This is a genomic window from Stutzerimonas kunmingensis (genome assembly GCF_021432085.1).
Classification (GTDB): Bacteria; Pseudomonadota; Gammaproteobacteria; order Pseudomonadales; family Pseudomonadaceae; genus Stutzerimonas.
Genome location: NZ_CP090366.1, coordinates 1,828,842 through 1,845,994, shown reverse-complemented (window position 1 = coordinate 1,845,994; position 17,153 = coordinate 1,828,842). Strand labels below are relative to the sequence as shown.

The following is a 17,153-nucleotide window of genomic DNA, read 5'->3' as shown; positions in this document are numbered from 1 at the left end:
GTTATGCCAGCACGATGACCTTCAAATAGATATTAGAAAGGCAATTATAGAATCGTTGCGTGATATACATATAAACCCGTCCATTAAATCAGCCAGCCACATCCGCACTCTTCTCGTGAAGCTCAAGCGCATCATCTTCCCGTTCATCATCGAAATAACGGCTGAACGCGAGATACATCCACACGGGTGTCAAGGCCAACCCAACGGCGATACATATCCACGCCAGCACAGAACTTCCTTCCGGCTGTGGGAACAGCAACCGCCCCACGCCGATCAATAACGTGAAGACCGATAGCGCCGTAACGCCTACCGCAAACAGGCGTACACCGAGGGCCTTGAGCGACTCCCGGCGTGAGACGCCACAACGCACGGCGGTCTGTCCCCAGAAGCCGAACGGCCGCACCCTGCGATAGAAGCGATCCAGCGTCTCCTTGTCCGTGGGCGGGGTGATGTAGCTGACCAGAATCGCGGCGCTGCAGGTAACCACGGACATGATGCCCAGACGTATCCACTCACGCTCCGGATCGGTGCCCAGGTAGTAGAGCAGCAAGGGCGCGGTGATCAGCGATGCGATCATTGCCGTCAGCTCGGAGTACAGATTGATCCTCTCCCAGAGCCAGCGCAGTACCAGAACCGAACCCATTCCGGCACCGAACAGTAAGGAGATGAACCAGGCCATCTGGATCGAACCGAGGTTGGCCATGATGACCATCGCGATCAGCAGGATCAGCACGTTGGAAAGACGAGCGACCAGAACCAGCTCTTTGTCCTTGGGCTTGCGCTTGAGCAGCTTCGGCGCGACGACCCCACCATAGACATCATTGCTCCAGTACGAAGCGCCCCAATTGAGGTGCGTATCCACGGTCGACGCCAGGGCCGCCAGTAGGCCCACCAGCATCAACCCGCGGAAACCCGGCGGTAGCAATTCTTCGATACCGGTGACGAACAGCGCCTCGCGCGCAGCGGTGAAGCCTTCACCACTCATCTCTTCTGGACTGAACGGGTACAGCACCAGCAGACCGATCGCGATCGCCAACCAGAACAGGCTGCGCAGGAATATCTGCAGCCAGGTGAATACCAAACCGGCAATACGCGCCTCACGATCTGTCGGGCAAGCCATGCTGCGCTGCGCCAGGTATCCGGTACCGTCGGAATTCATCTGGAACAGCCACTGCAAACCGACGATCACCAGGAATGGCGTCAGCGCCTCGCCGGCATTGCTCGGCGGCGAGAACGAAAGCATCTTGGCCGCCTGCTCACTGCCATACAGCTCGACGATCCGATCGGTCAGGCCGCCCAGTCCACCGGCTGCGTCCACCACGAACCAGGCATATACCAACGTACCCAGCATCGCCACGCTGAACTGCATGACATCGGTCTGCACCACCGCACGCAGGCCTCCGGTGATCGAGTACATCGCCGTGAAGGTAAGTATCAACAGGATCGAAATGAGATTGTTGGTGCTGGTCGTCAGCTGATCGAGCCCACTAATGCTCTCACCAAGCCGTATGCCGCTGGCTTCCACTGCGCCCATGATCACCGCGTAGACGCCGCCCGGCAGCCACTCGTGCCATGGCAGAAACACCTCGGCAATGCGAATGGCCGCGACCAGTACCATCGCCAGCACCACACAGTTGATAACGGTGCCGTAATAAATCGCCTTGAACAGCCGCAACGGCACCACTGCGGGACCGCTGTAGCGCACACGAGTGAGTTCGGCGTCGGTGAGCACCCCGGCACGGCGCCAGCCGGAGGCGAATACCCATGCCAGCAGCAGGAATGCCAACCCATAGATCCACAGCCGCCACAATGCGAAGACCCCGGCAGTCGCGACCAGACCGCTGACCAGCAACGGCGTATCGGCCGCGAACTGCGTGGCGGACATCGACACGCCTGCACGCCAGCCCTTGATGGTTCGTCCGGCAAGAAAGTATTCGTGAAGGCTCTGCGAGGCTTTGGAGCGGGCGCGCATCCCTGCCGAAAGGCCGTAGAAAACGAATGCGAGCACAATCAGTAGATCCAACATGTTGTTATTCCTGTCGTTGGAAACGCTAAGGGTGAGAGCGCCAAGACGACGGAAAAGATGCAGCGAACGGATGAACGGCAGCGGTCGGATACAGGGCGTATGGTGATCGCCGCTCAGGCGCTAGACTAGTGCCCTCGAAGAATCCACGGTCGGTCATGCCCACTCTCGACTATTCGCCGCTCCCCAAGGCTCTGCAGCCGCTGCTGGTCAGGTTCTATCGAGCCCACAACAGCCGTAACCGCATACGTCCCGAGGCCACATGCTGGGTGGCCCGGCGCGGCGCTATCCTGGGTGGGCTCTGCCTGACGCCAGTAGCGGATGGGCATTTTCTGACCGGCTTGTTGGTGACCCCTTCGCAGCGAAGCCGCGGCATCGGCGCGCAGCTTGTACGCGAAGCGCTGATGTCGAACAGCGGACCGGTCTGGCTGTTCTGTAAACCGGAACTTCTGGATTTCTATACGCGACTTGGCTTCGTCATGACGGACCTGCTGCCTGACACCCTGGCCGACCGACTGGCCCGCTACCGACGGACCAAGGCACTGATTGCCCTGCTTAATGACCGAAGGATGATGCCAATGCCAGCTGCAACCCTGAACATCGCCATCGCCTGTCTGATCGACGAACGCGGACGCCTCCTGGTCGTGCGCAAACGCAGCACCCGCTTCTTCATGCTCCCTGGGGGCAAGGCAGAACCGGGCGAAACACCTCTGCAAACCGTCAAGCGGGAGCTTCATGAAGAACTCGACCTGAGGCTCGAGGATGATGATCTCGAGTCGTTCGGGCATTTCCGCGCACCGGCTGCCAACGAGCCGGACCATCAGGTGGAGGCGGATGTGTTCATCGGACGCCTGCCCCACGCAGTGAAGGTGCAGGCCGAACTGGAAGAACTGGGTTGGCTGGAGATCGCGCCATGCGCGAGGGAGGATGTGGCGCCGCTGTTGCGCAGGCATATCATGCCTGCGCTATTGATGCGTACGGAGGGGAAGGAACAAGCCGTCTGAGCGCGCCCTCCGGTTAATCAGGGCGAGATCGGATCGCTGGCTGGAAAGGTTTCTTCGATAGCCTCATCGAGCTGATCTTCGTCAGCCTCATCCGGCCGACGGGTCACGTCGTCCTGCTCTTTGGTGGGCTGGTCGTTGTGCTGGTCGCCGTTCATGTGGTTCTCCGCTGATGGACTGTTCCCATTAGGCCGTGCCCCGGCCACTCGGTTCAGCGGGAGTTTCTCGCAGGCAAAAAAAAGGGGCGGGTTTGACCCCGCCCGCCTCCTTCCTTGTTCCCTGTATCCCTTCTCATCTTCCTGGATGACACCGCTTCCTGCGGCGGTCCTTGACCTTCATCCTGAAGGCCGCGCTAATCCCTGAGCACGGGTGCGATATTAATGATCGGCGTGACGACAACAAGCTGTGGCATCCAGCCGCAGCACTGCCTGGCCCATCCAGAGCATCTAATAATTTCTATAACAATCAGTAAGTTGCGTAGTGATCCGGGCATAAATCGCCGGTCGCCGTAGCTGTTTCGTGGGCTTTGCTTACAACGCTTGTAAGCAAATGCGTACACAGGGAGAGGACAACCAGGAAAACCGACCGCGGCGGATTAAGCCAAGGGATCGACCCAAGGCCGCGTGTGCAAGGGGTCAGGAAAAGTGCAGCAGCGGCGGGATTGTCGTCGGGCCCGGCAACCAGACCCGACGACATTGATGTCACTGGAACAGCGCGTCGCTCGACAAGCCGTTACGCTCGAGAATCTCGCGCAGACGGCGCAGCGCCTCCACCTGAATCTGGCGAACACGCTCGCGGGTCAGGCCGATCTCCTGCCCCACCTCCTCCAGCGTCGAGGCTTCATGGCCGCGCAGGCCAAAACGACGGATAACCACCTCCCGCTGCTTTTCGGACAGATCAGACAGCCATTGGTCGATGCTGTTGGACAGATCGTCATCCAGCAGGAGCTCGCAAGGATCGGTCGGGCGATCGTCGGTCAGTGTATCGAGCAGCGTCTTGTCCGTGTCCGGGCCAAGCGACACGTCCACCGAAGTGACGCGTTCGTTGAGCCCGAGCATGCGCTTGACCTCACCGACCGGCTTCTCCAGCAGGTTGGCGATCTCTTCAGGGCTGGGTTCGTGGTCGAGCTTCTGGGTCAGCTCGCGAGCGGCCCGGAGGTAGACGTTCAATTCCTTGACCACATGAATCGGCAGGCGAATCGTGCGGGTCTGATTCATGATCGCCCGTTCGATGGTCTGTCGAATCCACCAGGTGGCATAGGTGGAAAAGCGGAAGCCGCGCTCGGGGTCGAATTTCTCCACCGCGCGAATCAGACCGAGATTGCCCTCCTCGACCAGATCGAGCAGGGAAAGACCGCGATTGACGTAGCGTCGGGCGATCTTCACCACCAGGCGAAGGTTGCTTTCGATCATGCGCTTGCGCCCCGCCGGATCGCCTTTCTGCGCCAAACGCGCGAAATGCACTTCTTCTTCGGGGGTCAGGAGGGGGGAGAAACCGATTTCGTTGAGATACAACTGGGTTGCATCTAGCGCCCGGTTGTAGTCGATGAACTTGTGCTGTTTGCTGGATGTGGCCTTGGGTCTGCCTGCACTGGCAGCCTTGGTCACTTTGTCTTTCTGGTCGAAGTGGATCGGCGTTTCCATGAGCAGAACCGCATCGTCGACGTCAAACTCCAGCGCGTGGTCTTTAAGTGCCATTTTATTCTTGTCCTGTTCCGAGTTCGACAACAGGCCCAAGCGGCGCGGGTCCCTGGCTACGCTCAAGCCCAACCTAGTGCTGGAACAGGCAAGTGACAGGTCAACGTCTTGGCAGGTATTGCAGCGGGTCTACGGGTTTGCCCTGGCGACGAATCTCGAAATGCAGCTTCACCCGGTCGGTTCCCGTCGATCCCATCTCGGCGATACTTTGCCCAGCCTTGACTTGTTGACCCTCCCGCACCAGCAGCCTGCGGTTGTGTCCGTAGGCGCTTACATAGGTATCGCTGTGCTTGATGATCACAAGTTCGCCGTAACCCCGTAATCCACTGCCGGCGTACACAACAGTCCCATCAGAAGCAGCCAGGACAGGCTGTCCCAAATCCCCAGCGATATCAATTCCTTTATTCAAACTACCGTTTGAGGAAAAACGACCGATGATCGTGCCGTTCGCTGGCCATGCCCAACCGCTTGCAGAGCGGGTCACAGGTGTGACCGGAGTGCGCGCCGGCTGGCTAACCGCAGGCTTAGGCTGTGTGGTGATCGCCGGCTGGCGCGGCACCGGATTGGCGACCACGACCGGGGTGGATGGGGCGGGACTGGAAGAAGGCTTGGGCACCGGCTGCGGTGTAGCAGCCGCCGTTCGGGTGGCGCCGCCGCTGAAGCGAATCCGCTGACCGGGATAGATGACATGCGGCGGCTGAATGCCGTTTACGCGGGCCAGATCGCGCCAGTCCCAGCCGAAGCGGAAAGCGATGGACCACAACGTGTCGCCGCGGCGCACGATGTACTGCCCGCTGGTGACACGATCACGCTGGTTGCGATCGACGACCTGCACACCACCGCCCGGAGGCGAGGATGCGCAACCGACCAGCGTGCCGGCGATCACCAGCACGCCGACCATCGAGCGGACCAAAGGGTCGCGAATCCACCGCCGTACTGCTGTGAGCCTCAATGCCCGCTCCCTTTCATAGACACGTGCGTCAAACGCCTTCCGTCATCGGCTGGCGTCGCCCGGCGAACCACTCGAGACCCAGCACCAGGACGATGCCGCCCACGGCCAGCAGTATGGCCAGCAGCAACTGCGGGTCCTGGCCAGTCAAGTCGCCATAGGCGCCGGGCAGCAGATTCTGCTGCAGGACCGGAACGTTCTCGCCGCTGGAGTTGGTACGCCAGGTCAGCGTTTCCTTCCACGGCCAGACCTTGTTCAGCGAGCCGAGCATCAATCCGGTCAGAAACGCCAGGGTCAGGTCGCGCCAGCGCTTGAGCAGCCAGCTGAGGAACTTGGCAAAGCTGAGCAGACCCACCAGGCAACCGGCAGCGAAGATCGCCATCACGCCGATATCGAAGTTCTTTACCGCACCCAGCACCACCGGATACAGCCCCAGCAAGACGAGGATGAAGCTGCCGGAGATCCCCGGAAGGATCATGGCGCAGATGGCGATGGCACCGGCGAAGAACAGGCTCAGGCCGTCACTGCCCCATTGCACCGGGGCCGCCACCGTTATCCAGTAGGCGAAACCGATACCCAGGCAGAAACTCACCAGCCGCGACAGGTTGCGCCGCTGGATCTCCTTGCCCACCAGATGCACGGAAACCAGGATCAGGCCGAAGAAGAAGGACCAGACGGGAATCGGATGCTCTTCCAGCAGGAAGGTAATCAGCCTGGCCAGGCTGAGGATGCTGGTCAGGATGCCGGCAAACAGCACCACCAGAAAACTGCCGTTGGCGGTCTTCCACGCCTCGGCGACGCGCCCCCGCAGCAACGGGCGGATGGCATAGGGCACCGCACTGATCGAACGCAGCAGCTCGTCGTAGATGCCGGTGATGAAAGCCACCGTACCGCCCGAGACACCGGGCACCACATCCGCTGCGCCCATGGCCATGCCCTTGGCGTACAACAATAAAGCGTCTTTCATGCTTTCTTCCGCTGAATGATCAAATCACGGGGCCATTGAGCAGCGGCACGAAACGTACGGTATCCAGAAGATGACGCGAAAAGCCGTTCTCCTCTCGAATGATCAGCATGAGTTGCTGGACCTCGCCGGCCCCTACCGGGATCACCAGACGCCCACCGGGCGCCAACTGATCGAGCAGGGCCTGCGGCACATCGGCTGCCGCTGCGGTGACGATGATCCCGTTGTAAGGCGCCAATGCTGGCCAGCCTTCCCAACCATCGCCCCAGCGAAAGACCACATTGCGCAGCTTGAGTTCGGCGAGGCGCTCCTTGGCTCGGTCCTGCAGCGCCTGAATGCGCTCGACCGAGAAGACCCGCTCGACCAGCTGCGCCAGCACGGCGGTCTGGTAGCCGGAGCCGGTCCCGATTTCGAGAACCTTGTCCAGCGGCCCGTCGGCCAGCAGCAGCTCGCTCATGCGTGCAACCATGAACGGCTGGGAAATGGTCTGGTTGTGTCCGATCGGCAGCGCCGTATCTTCATAGGCACGGTGCGCCAGGGCTTCGTCTACGAACAGATGGCGTGGCGTGCGGCGGATGACTTCGAGCACCTGGGCGCTGGAAAGACCTTCCTCGTACAGGCGCTGGATGAGGCGATCACGGGTGCGTTGGGAGGTCATTCCCGACCCATGCAGCAGGCTGTCTTGTTCGCGATGTCTCACAGCACGTTCTCCAGCCAGCTCTCGAGACCGTTGAAGGCCTCATGAAAAGTTCGATCCAGCTGCAGCGGGGTAATCGATACGTAACCCTGCATCACCGCATGAAAATCGGTACCCGGTCCGCCATCCTCGACGTCCCCGGCCACGGATATCCAATAGCCCTCCTTGCCGCGAGGGTTGGCCTGCTTGACCGGTGGCTTGGCACGGCTGCGATGCCCCAGACGAGTGAGCTGGATACCACGAATGTGATCAAGCGGCAGGTTCGGCACGTTGACGCTGAGCACCGTGCGCGGCGGCACTTCGAGCTGGTCGTGCTTCTCCACCAGCAGGCGCGCGATATGCGCAGCGGTCGGCAGGTTTTCCGTCGAGCGAGAGACCAGCGAGAAGGCAAAGGCCGGGCGGCCGGTGAAGCGGCCTTCGATAGCCGCGGCAACCGTGCCGGAATAGAGCACATCGTCGCCCAGATTGGCGCCGAGGTTGATGCCCGAAACCACCATGTCCGGTGTTTCTTCGAGCAGCCCGTTCAGGCCCAGATGCACGCAATCGGTGGGCGAGCCGTTCAGCCCGATGAAGCCGTTCGGCATGCTGACAGGATGAAGCGGGCGGTCCAGGGTAAGGGCGCTGCTGGCGCCGCTCATGTCCTGGATCGGGGCTACCACCTTGCACTCGGCATAGTCGGCCAGCGCGTCATAAAGCACGGCGAGCCCGGGCGCATACACCCCGTCGTCGTTGGCGATCAGAATACGCATCAGATGTCCGTCTGCCCTGCCAGGCTGACCAGCTCACGCACCACGGCGGTGGCGAAGCATCCGGTCGGCAGGACGAATTCCAGTTGCAGAATGTCAGGCTCGGGATAATGCCACGACAAACCGCCGATGGGGAGGCGAAGAATGCGCCGTTCGTGCTTCATTCCTGCCTGCGCCAACCAATTGACGACCGCGGGTTCAGTTTCGGCGACGGCGTTTTCCAGTGCCTGAATTTCGTCACCTGCTGGAGAGCCTTCCATGCCCCATAAAGGGCCGGTCGGATGCAGATCCAGAATCGTCAGGCGCGGGTCGTCGCACTCGTCCGGCCCGGCCGGGAAAAAGCTGCGACTGTCGGTGAATGCCAGGAGATCGCCTACTCGTGCCTGATCCCAGCTGCCATCCCCAACCCGTTCGGCGAGCACACGGTTGAACAGGTAACTGCGGCCAGCCGAAAGCAGCCGCGAACGCATGTTGCGCTGCTCCGGAAGCTCACCTTTCGCCGCGAAGTGCCGTGCACCGTGCAGGTTGCTGCCCTCATAGCCGAAACGCTGCAGGCCGAAGTAATTCGGCACGCCGGAGGCCTTGATCCGCTCCAGCCGCTCATCCAGCGCGGCATGTTCACCGCGCAGCTCCGTCAAGCGTAGGCGGAAGCCATTGGCCGAGTGCGCGCCGCGCTGCAGCTTACGCTGATGCCGGGTGCGCTTGAGGATCGCCAGGCCGTCGCTCTCGGCAGCGGCAAGATCCGGATCACTCTTGCCCGGCAGATGCAGGCTGAACCACTGGCGAGTCAATGCCTGGCGGTCCTTGAGCCCGGCGTAGCTGATCATCTTCAGCGGCACGCCAGCAGCGCGGGCGATGCGTTTGGCGGCTTCCTCGGTGTTCAGATTGCGCTTTTCCACCCATAACCAGAGGTGCTCGCCTTCGCCGGACAGCGGGATATCGAGCACTTCATCGACCTGAAAATCCTCGGCAATCGCTTTCAGCACGGCACTGCCACAGGGCTCGCCATGGGCGCGCGGCCCGAGCAGCTGATCTTCGGTCATGCGCGGACCAGCAAGGCAACCGCGTGAACGGCGATCCCCTCCTCACGCCCGGTGAAACCCAGCTTCTCGGTCGTGGTGGCCTTGACGTTGACCTGGTCCAGCTCGACCTGCAGGTCAGCCGCGATCAACGCGCGCATGCTGTCGATGTGCGGGGCCATCTTCGGCGCCTGGGCGATGATGGTGGCGTCGACATTGCCGACGACGTATCCCTTGGCCTGGACCTGGACGAGCACATGGCGCAGCAAAGCGCGGCTGTCGGCGCCCTTGAATTGCGGGTCGGTGTCCGGGAAGTGCTTGCCGATATCGCCCAGCGCAGCGGCACCGAGCAACGCGTCACTCAAGGCATGCAGCAGCACGTCACCGTCGGAATGAGCCAACAGCCCAAACCTGTGTGGAATCCGCACGCCGCCAAGCGTGATGTGATCGCCCTCGCCGAAGCGGTGCACGTCGTAACCGTGGCCGATACGCATAGATGCAAAACCCTGAAAATCTCGAGGCGGCGATTCTACAGGAGCCGGGTGCTGCTTGAGTGTCCGCGGCACCTCCCGATCATCGACACAGCCAATAACCACCATCAGTCGAATCGATCTCATATCGGAAAACAACGATATATAGTTCGCCTCATTCCGATATACAGCCCAGAGCCATCCCATGCCGGACGACTTCGACGACATCATCAAGGCCCTCGCCCACCCGCTGCGTCGCGACATCCTGCGCTGGTTGAAGGAGCCGCAGCGGTATTTCTCCGAGCAGCACCATTCGCTGGAAAACGGCGTCTGTGCCGGGCAGATCGACCAGCGTGCCGGCCTGTCGCAGTCAACCGTATCGGCCCATCTGGCGACCCTGCAGAAAGCCGGGCTGATCACCAGCCAAAAGGTCGGCCAGTGGCACTTCTTCAAGCGCAACGACGCGATCATCGAGTCGTTCGTCGAGCGCATCGGCCAGGAACTCTGAGTCCCTTTTCGCACCACCAGTAAAGGAGCGGTATTGCTATGCCCACACTTTTCGACCCGATCAAGATCGGCGATCTGGAACTGAACAACCGCGTCATCATGGCTCCCCTGACCCGCTGCCGCGCCGAGCCCGGCCGCGTTCCCGGCGACCTGATTGCCGAGTACTACGCCCAGCGCGCCGACGCCGGCCTGATCATCAGCGAAGCCACCTCGGTGACCCCGATGGGCGTCGGCTACCCGGACACCCCCGGCATCTGGTCCGCCGAGCAGATTCAGGGCTGGAAGAAGGTCACCGATGCAGTGCACGCCAAAGGCGGCAAGATCGTCCTGCAGCTCTGGCACGTCGGCCGTATCTCCGACCCGATCTACCTCGACGGCCAGCTACCGGTCGCACCCAGCGCCATCAAACCAGCCGGCCATGTCAGCCTGGTGCGACCAATGAAGGATTACGAGACGCCTCGTGCGCTGGAAACCGCTGAGATTCCGGGCATCGTCGAGGCCTACCGCAAGGGTGCGGAGAACGCTAAGGAAGCTGGTTTCGATGGGGTCGAGATTCATGGCGCGAACGGCTATCTGCTCGACCAGTTCCTGCAGGACAGCACCAACCAGCGCAGCGACGCCTACGGTGGCTCGCTGGAAAACCGCGCCCGGCTGATGCTGGAAGTGACCGATGCCGCCATCTCCGTGTGGGGCGCAGGGCGTGTTGGCGTACACCTTGCGCCGCGTGCCGACTCCCATGACATGGGCGATTCCAACCGCGCCGAGACCTTTGGCTACGTTGCCGGTGAACTGGGCAAGCGCGGTATAGCCTTCATCTGCACTCGCGAAAAAGCCGGTGAAGACAGCCTCGGCCCACAGCTGAAGAAGATATTCGGTGGCATCTATATCGCCAACGAACGCTTCACCAAGGAACAGGCCAACGCCTGGCTGACTGAGGGCAAGGCCGATGCCGTGGCCTTCGGCATTCCGTACATCGCCAACCCGGATCTGGTCGAGCGCCTGCGTCAGGACGCACCGCTGAACGAGCCGAAACCCGAGCTGTTCTACGCCCAGGGCCCGGCTGGCTATACCGATTATCCGTCGCTCTAAGCTCCTGGCGATGGAAAGGCCCGACCGGCATGTCCGGACGGGCCTTTTTTATTTTTGCCGCGCTTCCACCTGACGTGTCGACCAGCGCGGCGAGCCGAGCCGGACGTGAGGATGAGGCTTCACGGTCATCCACCCTGCGCCTTCAGCGCCTCGGCATGATGGCGCAGGTGATCATCGATGAAGCTGGCGATGAAGTAGTAGCTGTGGTCATAGCCCGGCTGGATGCGCAGCGTCAGCGGGTGCCCGACAGCGTCCGCAGCGGCACGCAGCGCCTGCGGTTTGAGCTGACCCTCCATGAAGTCATCGCGATCGCCCTGATCGACCAGCATCGGCAGCTTCTCGCCGGCATCGGCAATCAGCGCGCAGGCATCCCACTCGCGCCAGCGCGAACGGTCGGCGCCCAGGTAGCGGCTGAACGCCTTCTCGCCCCACGGGCAGTTGAGCGGATTGCTGATGGGTGCGAAAGCCGAAAGCGACTGGTAGCGACCGGGATTCTTCAGCGCGCAGACCAGCGCGCCGTGGCCACCCATCGAATGCCCGCTGATGCCCCGGCGGTCGGAGACAGGGAAGTTCGCCTCGACCAGTGCCGGCAGCTCGTCGACCACGTAGTCGTACATCCGGTAATGCTGAGCCCAGGGTTCCTGGGTGGCGTTGAGGTAGAAGCCAGCGCCAAGGCCGAAGTCCCAGGCGCCATCGGGATCGTCCGGCACGCCGGCGCCGCGTGGGCTGGTATCCGGCGCGACAATGATCAGGCCGAGCTCGGCAGCCAGCCGCAACGCCCCGGCCTTCTGCATGAAGTTCTCATCGGTGCAGGTCAGCCCCGACAGCCAGTACAGCACCGGCAGCTTTTCGCCCTGCTCCGCCTGCGGCGGCAGATACACGGCGAATACCATGTCGCAGTTGAGGCTGGCGGAGCGATGCTTGTAGCGCTTGTGCCAGCCACCAAAGCTCTTGTTGCTGGAAACGATTTCAAGGGTCATGAACAGGCCTCGCGAAGGTGGAAACCGCGCGGGCTTCCACCGGTCGAGGTGGACAAGCCGTCTGGCGACGGCGTTATCCACCCTGGGGATCAGAAGTGAATGACGGTCCGGATGCTCTTGCCTTCGTGCATCAGGTCGAACGCTTCGTTGATCTGGTCCAGGGGCATGTTGTGGGTAATGAAGGTGTCCAGCGGAATCTCGCCGCTCTGCGCCTTCTCCACGTAGCTAGGCAGCTCGGTACGACCCTTCACGCCGCCGAACGCCGAACCGCGCCAGACGCGTCCCGTGACCAGCTGGAACGGACGGGTACTGATCTCCTGCCCCGCACCAGCGACGCCGATGATGGTCGATTCGCCCCAGCCCTTGTGGCAGCACTCGAGCGCCGCGCGCATCAATTGCACATTACCGACGCATTCGAAGGAATAGTCGACGCCGCCGTCGGTCATCTCGACGATCACGTCCTGGATCGGCTTGTCGTGGTCCTTCGGATTAACGAAATCGGTGGCGCCCAGTTCTTCGGCAATGGCGAACTTGCCCGGATTGATGTCGATGGCAATGATCCGGCTGGCCTTGGCCATCTTCGCACCGATGATCGCTGCCAGGCCGATACCGCCCAGGCCGAATATCGCCACGGTCGCCCCCTCTTCCACCTTCGCGGTGTTGAGCACGGCACCGATACCGGTGGTGACGCCGCAACCGAGCAGGCAGACCTTTTCCAGCGGGGCCTCTTTCGGGATCTTCGCCACCGAGACTTCCGGCAGCACGGTGTACTCGGAGAAGGTCGAGCAGCCCATGTAGTGGTAAATCGGCTCGCCCTGATAGCTGAAGCGGGTGGTGCCGTCGGGCATCAGGCCCTTGCCCTGAGTGGCGCGAACCGAGCTGCAGAGGTTGGTCTTGCCCGACTTGCAGAACTTGCACTGCCGGCATTCGGCGGTATAGAGCGGAATCACGTGATCGCCGACGGCAACCGAGGTGACGCCCTCACCCACCGCCTCGACGATGCCGCCGCCCTCGTGACCGAGGATGCACGGAAACACGCCTTCCGAATCCTCGCCCGAGAGCGTGTAAGCATCGGTGTGGCACACACCGGTGGCGACGATGCGGATCAGGACTTCGCCAGCCTTGGGTGGGGCTACGTCCACTTCCACGATCTGCAGAGGCTGGTTGGGGCCGAAGGCAACGGCGGCGCGCGACTTGATGGTCATGGACATCACTCTCGATGTGATTGGAAAGCAGAGAGTGTAATTCATGGCCAAACGGGGATTAACGATGGCCTCGGGAAAACATTATTGCTGTTGAGGGACAATCGGCGCTCATCACGTTAGGATCTTTGCAACCCGCTTGCTGGAATCTGACACCGGAGAACCCATGAGCCGCTGGGAAGGCCTTGACGAATTCGTGGCTGTCGCCGAATGCGGCAGCTTCATGCGCGCCGCTGAGCGGCTGCGGGTTTCATCCTCGCATGTCAGCCGACAGGTCGCGCGCCTTGAAGAACGCCTGCAAGCGCGTTTGCTCTATCGCACCACCCGCCGCGTCTCGCTGACCGAGGCCGGGCATACCTTCTTCACCCGCTGCCAGCGCTTGATCGAGGAACGTGACGAAGCCTTTCTGGCCATCAGCGATCTGCACAGCGCACCGACCGGGCTGTTACGCATGACCGCTGCGGTGGCCTATGGCGAGCGCTTCATCGTGCCGCTGGTGAACGAATTCATGGCCCAGCATCCGCAACTGCGCGTCGATATCGAGCTGTCCAACCGCACCCTCGATCTGGTTCAGGAGGGCTACGACCTGGCCATCCGCCTCGGCAAACTCGGCGAGTCGCGCCTGGTTGCCACCCGCATCGCGCCGCGAGCAATGTACCTGTGCGCTGCACCGAGCTACCTCGAACGCTACGGACGGCCACACACCCTGTCGGAGCTGGCGCGACACAACTGCCTGATCGGCACGAGCGACATCTGGTCGCTTCAGATCGAGGGCCGCGAGCAGCACTTCAAGCCCAGCGGCAACTGGCGCTGCAACAGTGGCGAGGCGGTGCTGGATGCAGCCCTGCGTGGCTTTGGCCTGTGCCAGCTGCCGGACTACTACGTGCAAGGGCCGCTGCGTCGCGGCGAGCTGGTTTCGCTACTGGAAAGCAATCAGCCGCCAGATACCGCCGTGTGGGCGGTTTACCCGCAACGGCGCTACCCGCTACCGAAAGTTCGGCTCTTGGTCGAGGCCCTCAAGACCGGTCTTGCCAAGCGTTCGGAGTACGCCAGGACCGGCGACCGGAACGGGCACTGAACCGCGCGTCAGACGCCTCTAATGACGCGGAACCCGCCTTAATCCCCCACGTCGTACCCTGTGTAGCTGCTGCTCTTCGAGCCGCCCGCGCTGGATGAGCGCAGCGCTGCAATCAGGAGGAAACCATGCAGGTTCTGGTGAACAGTAACCACAGCATCAGCGTCACCGCCGATCTGGAAGAACGAGTGAAGGCCACGGTCGAGACCGAACTGGAGCGCTTCGATGATCACCTGACCCGAGTCGAGGTCCATCTCAACGACGAAAACAGCAGCAAGAGCGGTCCCCATGACAAGCGCTGCCAGATGGAGGCGAGGGTCAAGGGTCACGACCCCATCTCGGCCACCCACAAGGCCGAAACGCTGGACCTGGCAATCAACGGCGCCGCGGAGAAGCTGAACCACGCACTGAGCCACGTTCTGGACAAGATCAACCGCCACTGACTGGCCCTCGATGGCCAATGAGCGCGCCATCGACACTTCTGCGAGGGACCGAACCACCGCTACTGGAGGCCACGCATGAACCGACTGCTCGACCGCGAAACCCTGACCAAACTGCTGTCAAAACGAGACGGGCCCTGCCTGTCCGTGTACCAACCCACTCATCGCAGCTTTCCCGAGCGTCAGCAGGACCCGATCCGCTTCAAGCACCTGGTCAAGCAGCTGGAAGAATCACTCAAGCAGCAAGGCCATGGCGACAAGGCACACACCCTGCTCGAGCCGTTCTACGCCCTGATCGACAACAGTGACTTCTGGAACCACAGCCTCGACGGCCTGGCCGCTTTTGCCGCCAAGGACTACTTCCAGGTCTATCGACTGCAACGCAGCGTGCCGGAAATGGCCGTGGCCAACGCGCGCATGCACCTCAAACCGCTGGTACGCATTGCACAGTCAGCCGACCGCTTTCAGATCCTCTGCCTCTCGCGCGACTCGGTACGCTTGTTCGAGGGCAACCGTGATGCCCTCGACGAGGTGAAGCTGCACGACGGTGTGCCCCGGACACTCGCCGACGCCCTGGGCAGCGACCTCACCGAGAAGGGTCAAAGTGGGTTTCCCCAGGGTTATGGCCGCTCCAGCGAACGCGGCGACCCGATGCAGGTGGAGGCTGGCGGCAGCGGCAAGCAGGCGGAGATCGACCGGGACCGTGATCGCTACTTTCGCGAAGTCGATCGCGCTATCACCGAACATCACTCGCGCCCATCCGGCCTGCCGCTGATCCTCGCCGCTCTGCCCGAGCAGCAGTCGCACTTCCGACGCCTCAGCCACAATGACTGCCTGCTGCCGGAGGGCATCGAGACCGGCCAGAACGCATTGAGCGTCAATGAGCTACGTGAGAAAAGCTGGATGGTGATGCAGCCGCGCTATCTCAAGCGCCTGGAAGACTTGCTCAACCAGTTCGGCGCATCCCATGGCCAGGGGCTGGCATCCGACCACCTCGAGGATATCGGTCAGGCCACCCGCCAAGGCCGGGTCGCCACCTTGCTGGTGGAGGCCGAGCGGCAGATTCCCGGCCATGTCGACAAAACTGACGGAACGGCAACGCCGACCAGCGAAGATGACGTCAACACACCCGACCTGCTGGATGAGCTGACCATCTGGACACTCGAGCAAGGTGGAGACGTGGTTGTGGTACCGACCGAACGGATGCCGACCGGCACCGGCGCTGCGGCGATCTATCGTTTCTGATGTAAATGGCGGGCAGGCAACCCCTGCCGTTCTCAAGACTCGCGGTCTGTCTTCCAGCGCTGCGCCAGCCACTCCAGATCTTCGGGCCGGGTGACCTTCAGGTTGTCCGCCCGCCCTTCTATCACCCTAGGCGAGTGACCTGCCCACTCCAGTGCCGACGCCTCGTCGGTAACCTGCATACGGGACGCGAGTGCAGCTTCGAGCGCGTCGCACAACATGCCCAGGCGGAACATCTGCGGAGTGAAAGCCTGCCAGATGACGCTGCGGTCCACCGTCTCCACCACACGCCCATCCGGACCTACGCGCTTGAGGGTGTCCCGCGCCGGAACAGCCAGCAGACCACCGACCGGATCATCGGCCAACTCGGCCAGCAACCTGTCCAGATCCTCACGCGCAAGATTGGGACGGGCCGCGTCGTGCACCAGCACCCAGTCATGCTCATTCGCGCCCAGTTCATCGAGGCGCTGCAGCCCACTGAGTACCGAATCGCAACGTTCACGACCGCCCGGCGCAAGCTGCACGCGAGTATCGCGAGCGCAGGGCAGCGCCGGCCAGTAGGGATCGTCAGGCGCAATGCAAACCACCAAACCAGCAAGTGCCGGGTGGTTCAGAAAACAATCGAGGGTGTGTTCGATAATGCTGCGCTCACCCAGCAACAGATACTGCTTGGGACGATCTGCGCGCATACGACTGCCGACACCGGCAGCCGGGATGACGACCCAGAAGGCAGGCTGATCGCGCGGACTCATTCGATCAGCTGATAGAGGGTTTCGCCCTCTTTGACCATGCCGAGTTCCTGGCGGGCCCGCTCTTCGACGGTCTCCATGCCCTGCTTGAGCTCCAGAACCTCCGCCTCGAGGATTCGATTGCGCTCCAGGAGACGCTCGTTCTCACCCTGCTGTTCGGCGATCTGCTTGTTCAGGCCATTGACCTGAGCCAGGCTGCCCTCGCCCACCCAGAGACGGTACTGCAGACCACCCAGCAGCAGTATCAGTACGACGAACAACCAGTAGGGGCGGCGCATAGAAGGCATGAAACGACTTCAGCTG

General features: G+C 62.0%; 19 protein-coding genes. 6 read left to right on the top strand and 13 right to left on the bottom strand.

Annotated elements, in window-relative coordinates; translation table 11 throughout:
* Positions 1–88: 88 nt before the first annotated feature.
* On the bottom strand, positions 89–2,026 hold the full coding sequence (locus LW136_RS08795; RefSeq protein ID WP_234174986.1) for a sodium:solute symporter family protein: 1,938 nt from the start codon (positions 2,024–2,026) through the stop codon (positions 89–91).
* A 155-nt stretch (positions 2,027–2,181) separates the two neighbouring features.
* Between LW136_RS08795 and LW136_RS08790 the strand changes: the two genes are divergently transcribed.
* Entirely contained in the window at positions 2,182–3,027 is an 846-nt protein-coding gene (locus LW136_RS08790) for a GNAT family N-acetyltransferase (protein ID WP_044314128.1), read from the top strand.
* Positions 3,028–3,044: 17 nt separating this feature from the next.
* Here the strand turns inward: LW136_RS08790 and LW136_RS08785 are convergent, their stop codons facing one another.
* From LW136_RS08785 to ispF, 8 genes are all read right to left on the bottom strand, one after another.
* Positions 3,045–3,182, bottom strand: a complete 138-nt coding sequence (locus LW136_RS08785) for a hypothetical protein (RefSeq protein ID WP_003299325.1) — start codon at positions 3,180–3,182, stop codon at positions 3,045–3,047.
* 543 nt (positions 3,183–3,725) lie between these two features.
* Positions 3,726–4,721, bottom strand: a complete 996-nt coding sequence (rpoS, locus tag LW136_RS08780; RefSeq protein WP_003299327.1) for an RNA polymerase sigma factor RpoS — start codon at positions 4,719–4,721, stop codon at positions 3,726–3,728.
* Positions 4,722–4,821: 100 nt separating this feature from the next.
* On the bottom strand, positions 4,822–5,622 hold the full coding sequence (locus LW136_RS08775) for a peptidoglycan DD-metalloendopeptidase family protein (RefSeq protein ID WP_003299328.1): 801 nt from the start codon (positions 5,620–5,622) through the stop codon (positions 4,822–4,824).
* Positions 5,623–5,701: 79 nt separating this feature from the next.
* The gene (locus LW136_RS08770) at positions 5,702–6,637 is read right to left on the bottom strand and encodes a polyprenyl-phosphate transporter (protein WP_023443764.1); all 936 of its coding nucleotides are present in this window, start codon (positions 6,635–6,637) and stop codon (positions 5,702–5,704) included.
* 19 nt (positions 6,638–6,656) lie between these two features.
* Entirely contained in the window at positions 6,657–7,292 is a 636-nt protein-coding gene (locus LW136_RS08765) for a protein-L-isoaspartate(D-aspartate) O-methyltransferase (protein ID WP_003299331.1), read from the bottom strand.
* A 38-nt stretch (positions 7,293–7,330) separates the two neighbouring features.
* Positions 7,331–8,080 carry a 5'/3'-nucleotidase SurE gene (surE, locus tag LW136_RS08760; RefSeq protein WP_234174985.1) on the bottom strand — a complete coding sequence of 250 codons (750 nt, stop codon included), beginning with the start codon at positions 8,078–8,080 and terminating at the stop codon, positions 7,331–7,333.
* The gene (gene truD, locus LW136_RS08755; RefSeq protein ID WP_234174984.1) at positions 8,080–9,120 is read right to left on the bottom strand and encodes a tRNA pseudouridine(13) synthase TruD; all 1,041 of its coding nucleotides are present in this window, start codon (positions 9,118–9,120) and stop codon (positions 8,080–8,082) included. Before truD ends, surE begins: the two co-directional genes overlap by 1 nt.
* The gene (ispF, locus tag LW136_RS08750; RefSeq protein ID WP_003299334.1) at positions 9,117–9,590 is read right to left on the bottom strand and encodes a 2-C-methyl-D-erythritol 2,4-cyclodiphosphate synthase; all 474 of its coding nucleotides are present in this window, start codon (positions 9,588–9,590) and stop codon (positions 9,117–9,119) included. Before ispF ends, truD begins: the two co-directional genes overlap by 4 nt.
* Before the next feature lie 181 nt (positions 9,591–9,771).
* On the opposite strand from ispF, the gene LW136_RS08745 reads away from it, so the two are divergent.
* Together LW136_RS08745 and LW136_RS08740 are read left to right on the top strand one after the other, a co-directional pair.
* Positions 9,772–10,074 (top strand): ArsR/SmtB family transcription factor, encoded by a 303-nt coding sequence (locus tag LW136_RS08745; protein ID WP_003285796.1) that lies wholly within the window; start codon positions 9,772–9,774, stop codon positions 10,072–10,074.
* Positions 10,075–10,112: 38 nt separating this feature from the next.
* Positions 10,113–11,162 (top strand): alkene reductase, encoded by a 1,050-nt coding sequence (locus LW136_RS08740; RefSeq protein WP_044314628.1) that lies wholly within the window; start codon positions 10,113–10,115, stop codon positions 11,160–11,162.
* Positions 11,163–11,287: 125 nt separating this feature from the next.
* On the opposite strand, the gene fghA is transcribed toward LW136_RS08740, so the two are convergent.
* Both fghA and LW136_RS08730 read right to left on the bottom strand, forming a co-directional pair.
* Entirely contained in the window at positions 11,288–12,142 is an 855-nt protein-coding gene (gene fghA, locus LW136_RS08735; protein ID WP_256449925.1) for an S-formylglutathione hydrolase, read from the bottom strand.
* Positions 12,143–12,231: 89 nt separating this feature from the next.
* Positions 12,232–13,347 carry an S-(hydroxymethyl)glutathione dehydrogenase/class III alcohol dehydrogenase gene (locus tag LW136_RS08730; RefSeq protein ID WP_041013633.1) on the bottom strand — a complete coding sequence of 372 codons (1,116 nt, stop codon included), beginning with the start codon at positions 13,345–13,347 and terminating at the stop codon, positions 12,232–12,234.
* A 163-nt stretch (positions 13,348–13,510) separates the two neighbouring features.
* On the opposite strand from LW136_RS08730, the gene LW136_RS08725 reads away from it, so the two are divergent.
* From LW136_RS08725 to LW136_RS08715, 3 genes are all read left to right on the top strand, one after another.
* The gene (locus LW136_RS08725; protein ID WP_234174983.1) at positions 13,511–14,422 is read left to right on the top strand and encodes a LysR family transcriptional regulator; all 912 of its coding nucleotides are present in this window, start codon (positions 13,511–13,513) and stop codon (positions 14,420–14,422) included.
* A gap of 125 nt (positions 14,423–14,547) precedes the next feature.
* The gene (locus tag LW136_RS08720) at positions 14,548–14,862 is read left to right on the top strand and encodes an HPF/RaiA family ribosome-associated protein (protein ID WP_104097127.1); all 315 of its coding nucleotides are present in this window, start codon (positions 14,548–14,550) and stop codon (positions 14,860–14,862) included.
* Between the two features lie 75 nt (positions 14,863–14,937).
* Positions 14,938–16,104 (top strand): baeRF3 domain-containing protein, encoded by a 1,167-nt coding sequence (locus LW136_RS08715; RefSeq protein WP_125897191.1) that lies wholly within the window; start codon positions 14,938–14,940, stop codon positions 16,102–16,104.
* A 32-nt stretch (positions 16,105–16,136) separates the two neighbouring features.
* On the opposite strand, the gene ispD is transcribed toward LW136_RS08715, so the two are convergent.
* Both ispD and ftsB read right to left on the bottom strand, forming a co-directional pair.
* Complete coding sequence (gene ispD / locus LW136_RS08710) at positions 16,137–16,853, bottom strand: 2-C-methyl-D-erythritol 4-phosphate cytidylyltransferase (protein ID WP_234174982.1); 717 nt, start codon at positions 16,851–16,853, stop codon at positions 16,137–16,139.
* Positions 16,850–17,128, bottom strand: coding sequence for a cell division protein FtsB (gene ftsB, locus LW136_RS08705; protein WP_014819920.1), 279 nt, complete (start codon positions 17,126–17,128; stop codon positions 16,850–16,852). Before ftsB ends, ispD begins: the two co-directional genes overlap by 4 nt.
* Positions 17,129–17,153 lie beyond the last annotated feature (25 nt).